This is a genomic window from Neisseria sp. P0009.S007 (genome assembly GCF_051962515.1).
The window spans coordinates 1-5,464 of record NZ_JBQCVF010000127.1 but is presented as its reverse complement, the minus strand read 5'-3'; the positions used below and the strand labels follow the sequence as shown (position 1 = coordinate 5,464).

The following is a 5,464-nucleotide window of genomic DNA, read 5'->3' as shown; positions in this document are numbered from 1 at the left end:
TAATAGGAATAAGCAGGCCGAAAAACTGCATGAAACACCTGTTTGATAACAATAAGAATATGCCGATTGTAACACCGACAACATTATTCATGAAAAAAAGAGATAAAAGGCCGAGAATAAAAGCATACGGCAAATAGAATATAGAGAATCGGAATAGAAAAAGACCGTCTGAAAATATTTAGGGATTTTCAGACGGCCTCTACCTATTTCAACAACCCAACGCAAATCATGAAAAGAAACGCATTGGGTCTTGTTTCAAACTACGGCTTAACTTCCCGACAATACTGCCGCACCTGCTTTCGCGACGCTTTCGTCTTCATCGACCGAGCCGCCGCTCACACCGACACTGCCGACGATAACACCGTTTTTATCCACCAACAGCACACCGCCGGGAAAAATCACCAAACCGTCGTTGGTCACCTCAATACCGTAAAGCTCGCCGCCCGGCTGCGAAGCCTTGCCCAAATCGCGGGTGGACATATTGAAATAGCGCGCCGTTTTCGCCTTTTTCTGCGCAATATCAATACTGCCGATAAACGCATCGTCCATACGCGCGAACGCCTTCAAATTACCGCCCGCGTCCATAACCGCGATATTCATCGGCACCTTGATTTCACGCGCCTTTTTCATCGAAGCCTGCACCACCGCCTGCGCCTGAGCCGTCGTCAAATCGCCTGGCAGCGTTTTGGTCAAACCCTCAGAAAACGCCGGCGCACCCAATGCCAAAGTACACAACAATGCAACTGATTTTATGCCGCGCATAACTGGTCTCCTTGTATTGAATCAATGAAAGGTACTGCACTTTTGATTGTATGCCTATCGGCGGGAAGAATAAAGGCCGTCTGAAAACCATAAGATAGGTTTTCAGACGGCCTCGGATGGGTTTTAGGTTTCAAACATCGCGTGCCTGCGTACCGCACACACCCTACACCCGATACCCAGTTTCGCGTGATGTTCAGGTAGGGTGAGCGGCTTAAGGCATGCACGTAGTTTCGGTTGGGAGAGGTCAGATTCTTGGATCCAACGACTTTTGAGATGGTTGCTGATTTTATCAGATCCAAGTATTCGACCTACAACTGGCTTTTGAAATAGCACCAACTTTTGCTGAATAGTTTTTGCTAAATATTAAGTTACTGACCTATAACTACTACAGTTTATTAGGGCTTCGCGATTCCATAAATTTTCCTTAGCCCATTTATAATATATTTTAAATAATATAAATATCCTATTATTGCATTTTTACCTTCCAAAGTCTGTAAATGCTTTGCCTCTAATTTAGCATAAACTTTTGCTGATTTTTTACTTGATATATAAGAGCTTCCAAATAAATAAATTTGAATGAAAAGTTTAAATACCCTACGAATATCGGATTTATTAAATTCCCTACTGTTTCTCCATGCCGAAACAACATACGCGTTACGACTGGAGTGAGACCAATCTGTTTCTTGAGGATAGATAAAAGCAGCAACGGAGCCATTAAACGCACAAGAAAAAACTAATGATGGCCCTTTTTCTACTAATACTTCCATACTGACTCCTGGTTTTAAAATAGTTGGTCTACATGGAAGGGGACGTTGCCCAAAATAAATAGTTATACTATCTCCATAAATTGTTTTATCTGTTTTTATTCTTCCATTTCCTTGTTCCTTTAATATATTATGAAATACTCTATCTTTAAGTTTTTCTTTAATTTCATATTCAAACTCTTCGATTACTTCTAAGATTATTGGTTTTGCATGAAAATTCCAATTCAAATTAGCATAATAAGTTTCTATTTTTTCCCTTTTTGACCTTCTAACATCACTAATACTTACAAAATCTTTATTTTTAAAAAACATATTTTCTCCGTCTCAATGCGCCTCTTCCCAATTCATCCCCACACCCACTTCCGCCACCAGTGGCACGTTCAACATCCCTTCATCCACTTTCGCCATAATCTGCGGCAGTTTTTCTTTGACCAAATCCAGTTCGGCTTCGGGTACTTCCAGCACCAGTTCGTCATGCACCTGCATGATCAGTTTGCTTTGCAAGAGGTCGTCCCACGGGGAGGCTTCGCACTCTGAAAGCCAGCAGGATACGTCTATCATGGCGCGTTTGATGAGGTCGGAGGCGGTACCTTGCATGGGGGCGTTGATGGCGGCGCGTTCGGCTCCGGCGCGGGCGTTGGCGTTTTTGTTGTGGATGTCGGGCAGGTAGAGGCGACGGCCGAACAGGGTTTCGACAAAGCCTTGTGCGGCGGCTTGTTCTTTGGTGCGCTGCATGTATTCGGCGACGCCGGGATAGCGGGCGAAGTAGCGGTCGATAAAGTTTTTGGCGGAGATGTTGTCGATGCTCAATGATTTGGCAAGGCCGTATTGGCCCATGCCGTAAATCAGGCCGAAGTTGATGGTTTTGGCGTAGCGGCGTTGTTCGGACGAGACGTTTTCGGGGGCAGTGCCGAATACTTCGGCGGCGGTGCGGCGGTGTACGTCTTCGCCGTTTTGGAACGCGGCGATGAGGGTTTTGTCGCCGGAGAGGTGCGCCATGATGCGCAGCTCGATTTGGGAATAGTCGGCGGAAACGATGACGCTGCCTTGCGGTGCGGTGAAGGCGCGGCGCACGCGGCGGCCTTCGGCGGTGCGGATGGGGATGTTTTGCAGGTTGGGGTTGTTGCTGGCGAGGCGGCCGGTAATGGCGACGGCTTGGGCGTAGGTGGTATGCACGCGGCCGTCTTTGGGGGAAATCATTTCGGGCAGTTTGTCGGTGTAGGTGGATTTGAGCTTCGCCAGGCTGCGGTTTTGCAGGATGATTTTGGGCAGGGGGTAGTCGGGCGCGAGCTGTTCGAGCACGGCTTCGTTGGTGGAAATGCCGCCTTTGGCGGTTTTTTTCAGGCCTTTGGTGGGGATGCCCATTTTGTCGAACAGGATTTCTTGCAGCTGTTTGGGCGAGTTGAGGTTGAACGGCTGGCCTGCGGCGGCGTAGGCTTCTTGTTCAAGCTTCATCAGCTCGGCGCCGAGTTCTGCACTTTGGCGGGCGAGTTCGGCACGGTCGATTTGCACGCCGTTGCGTTCCATTTCAAACAATACTTGCGCGACGGGCAGCTCCATTTTTTCATACATTTCAAGCTGTTTGTCGTCCATTTGCGCGCGCAGGTGCGCTTCGAGACGCAGGGCAAAATCGGCGTCTTGGGCGGCGTATTCAGTCGCCTGCACGATGGCGACATCGGCAAAACTGATTTGCTTTGCGCCTTTGCCGCACAACGATTCGTAGGTAATGGTTTCCAAGCCGAGCCAGCGTTCGGACAACTCGTCCAAGCCATGTCCGAGATGGCTCTCGATGATATAGGAAGCGAGCATGGAATCGCCGGCAATGCCGTTCAGGGCGATGTCATAGTTGGCGAAAACATGTTGGTCGTATTTGAGGTTTTGCCCGATTTTTTTCAGGGCGGGATTTTCCAAATGCGGTTTCAGACGGCCTAATACGTCTTGTAAATCGAGCTGTTCGGGTGCGGCAGTCAGGCTGTGTCCTACGGGGATGTAAACCGCTTCGCCTGCCTGGAACGCGATGCTGATGCCAACCAGCGCGGCGTTCATCGCGTCTAATGACGTGGTTTCCGTATCGATGCCGATTTTGTCCGCCTGAGCCAGTTTGTCCAACAAGGCGGCAAACTGCGCTTCGGTGGTAACGGCTTGATAATCCAGCTTTTCAGGGACTGGGGCGAGTTCGGGTTGTTTTTCAGGCTGTGTTTCCATCGCCAATGCGGCTTGTTCGCCGATATGCTCACTGCCGAACAAATCTGTGTTTTGCGCTTCGTGCATACGGCTTTCCGCCTCTTTCAGCCAAGTGCGGAAACCCCAGCGTTTGAAATCGACAACCAGCTGCGCCCATTTAGGCGTAGTACGGCGCAGGCTTTCAAGGCCGTCTGAAAGCTCGGTGTGCAAGTCCACATCGGTTTTAATCGTTACCAAATCATACGACAGCGGCAGTTGTTCCAAAGCGGCTTGCAGGTTTTCGCCGACCTTGCCTTTGACTTCGCCAGCGTGTTCCATCACGCCGGCCAGCGAGCCGTAGGCTTCCAGCCACTTCACCGCCGTTTTCGGGCCGCATTTTTCCACACCCGGCACGTTGTCCACCTTGTCGCCCATCAGCGCGAGATAATCGCGGATTTGGTCGGGACGCACGCCGAATTTTTCTTTCACGCCTTCAATGTCCAGCGTTTCGCCGCTCATCGTGTTCACCAGCGTCACGCGCTCGTTCACCAACTGCGCCATGTCCTTATCGCCGGTAGATACCACCACGTTCCACCCTGCTTCGCTAGCCATCTTAGCCAAAGTGCCGATAACGTCATCCGCTTCCACCTGCGGAATCACCAATACCGGCCAGCCCATCAGGCGCACCAAATCCGGCAAGGCTTCCGCCTGCGGGCGCAAATCGTCCGGCATCGGCGGGCGCGTCGCCTTATAGTCGGGGAACATCTCGTGGCGGAAATTCTTACCCTTAGCATCAAACACCACCGCGCAATAGTCGTGCACATAATCCGCACGCAGCCGGCGCAGCATATTCAACACGCCATACATCGCCCCAGTCGGCGCACCGTCGGGCGCAGACAAATTCTGCCCCATAGCATGATAGGCGCGGTAAAGATAAGAAGAGCCGTCAACGAGAAGGAGTGTGGGTTTGTTGGACATGGAGAACCTGCTGTGTGTATGAAAATAATGTACGGATTATAAAGGAAAAGGCCGTCTGAAAACCGAAAATCAAGTTTCAGACGGCCTGATGTTTACATAAATATACGGTTTCAGGTATTGCGCCTCAGAATCCCACCTTGTATATTTGTATTCAAATGAATACAAACCAAAGCAGACGAATATGAATGCAACGAACCGTATCCCAATTAGTGTGCGCATCACTCAGGAAGATGCTGATTTTATTGCCGAACTTAAAATCGAAGGAGCAAATACGCCGTCTGAAAAAATCCGCGAATTGCTCAAGCTGGCGCGCTTGGCGCATACGCAGACACGCGATTACAGCTCCGCACTGACGGCGCAGGAGCAATTTTTCCAAGCGGCAAAACACGAAATCTTGCACGCTGAAAAACAGGCCGGAGTGCATTCGCATATCGTGGCGAGGTTGTTTGAACAACTGCCTGACTTAGGCGCAACACTCGCCGCCGACCTGCCCGAAGAAGCTGACCTCGACGATTTGAAAAAATACGAGCGCGAACTGATGTGGCGCATCGTCCGCCTGACTGACAGCATCCTACAACTCGCCGTAACCGGCAAAGGCGCGGCATACGACGACAGCGTATTGCAACAGCTTGAAAACACATTGAAACTGGCAAAGATTGTACAACAGGCAAATGAAGTTTAAGACTGCCTCCATACCAAATGAAACAAACACATTTTAGTGAAAGGAAAATCCAAATGAGCGAAACCCTATCCCGCCGAGTAGGCCGTCTGGTAAGCGGCGGTTTTCATGCCCTGAT

4 protein-coding genes and 1 pseudogene are annotated in these 5,464 nt (G+C 50.0%); 2 read left to right on the top strand and 3 right to left on the bottom strand.

All coding sequences use genetic code 11. The features are described 5' to 3' along the window. Positions 1–267: 267 nt before the first annotated feature. From ACTHS3_RS10110 to polA, 3 genes are all read right to left on the bottom strand, one after another. Positions 268–762 (bottom strand): GlcG/HbpS family heme-binding protein, encoded by a 495-nt coding sequence (locus ACTHS3_RS10110; RefSeq protein ID WP_004518991.1) that lies wholly within the window; start codon positions 760–762, stop codon positions 268–270. Positions 763–1,157: 395 nt separating this feature from the next. Continuing rightward, positions 1,158–1,838, bottom strand: coding sequence for a hypothetical protein (locus ACTHS3_RS10105; protein WP_049344993.1), 681 nt, complete (start codon positions 1,836–1,838; stop codon positions 1,158–1,160). A 12-nt stretch (positions 1,839–1,850) separates the two neighbouring features. Continuing rightward, positions 1,851–4,667 (bottom strand): DNA polymerase I, encoded by a 2,817-nt coding sequence (gene polA, locus ACTHS3_RS10100; protein ID WP_070504202.1) that lies wholly within the window; start codon positions 4,665–4,667, stop codon positions 1,851–1,853. Positions 4,668–4,848: 181 nt separating this feature from the next. Between polA and ACTHS3_RS10095 the strand changes: the two genes are divergently transcribed. Together ACTHS3_RS10095 and ACTHS3_RS10090 are read left to right on the top strand one after the other, a co-directional pair. Beyond that, entirely contained in the window at positions 4,849–5,349 is a 501-nt protein-coding gene (locus ACTHS3_RS10095; protein WP_004518995.1) for a hypothetical protein, read from the top strand. Positions 5,350–5,366: 17 nt separating this feature from the next. Next, positions 5,367–5,464: pseudogene (locus tag ACTHS3_RS10090) on the top strand (PspA/IM30 family protein); the annotation flags it as partial.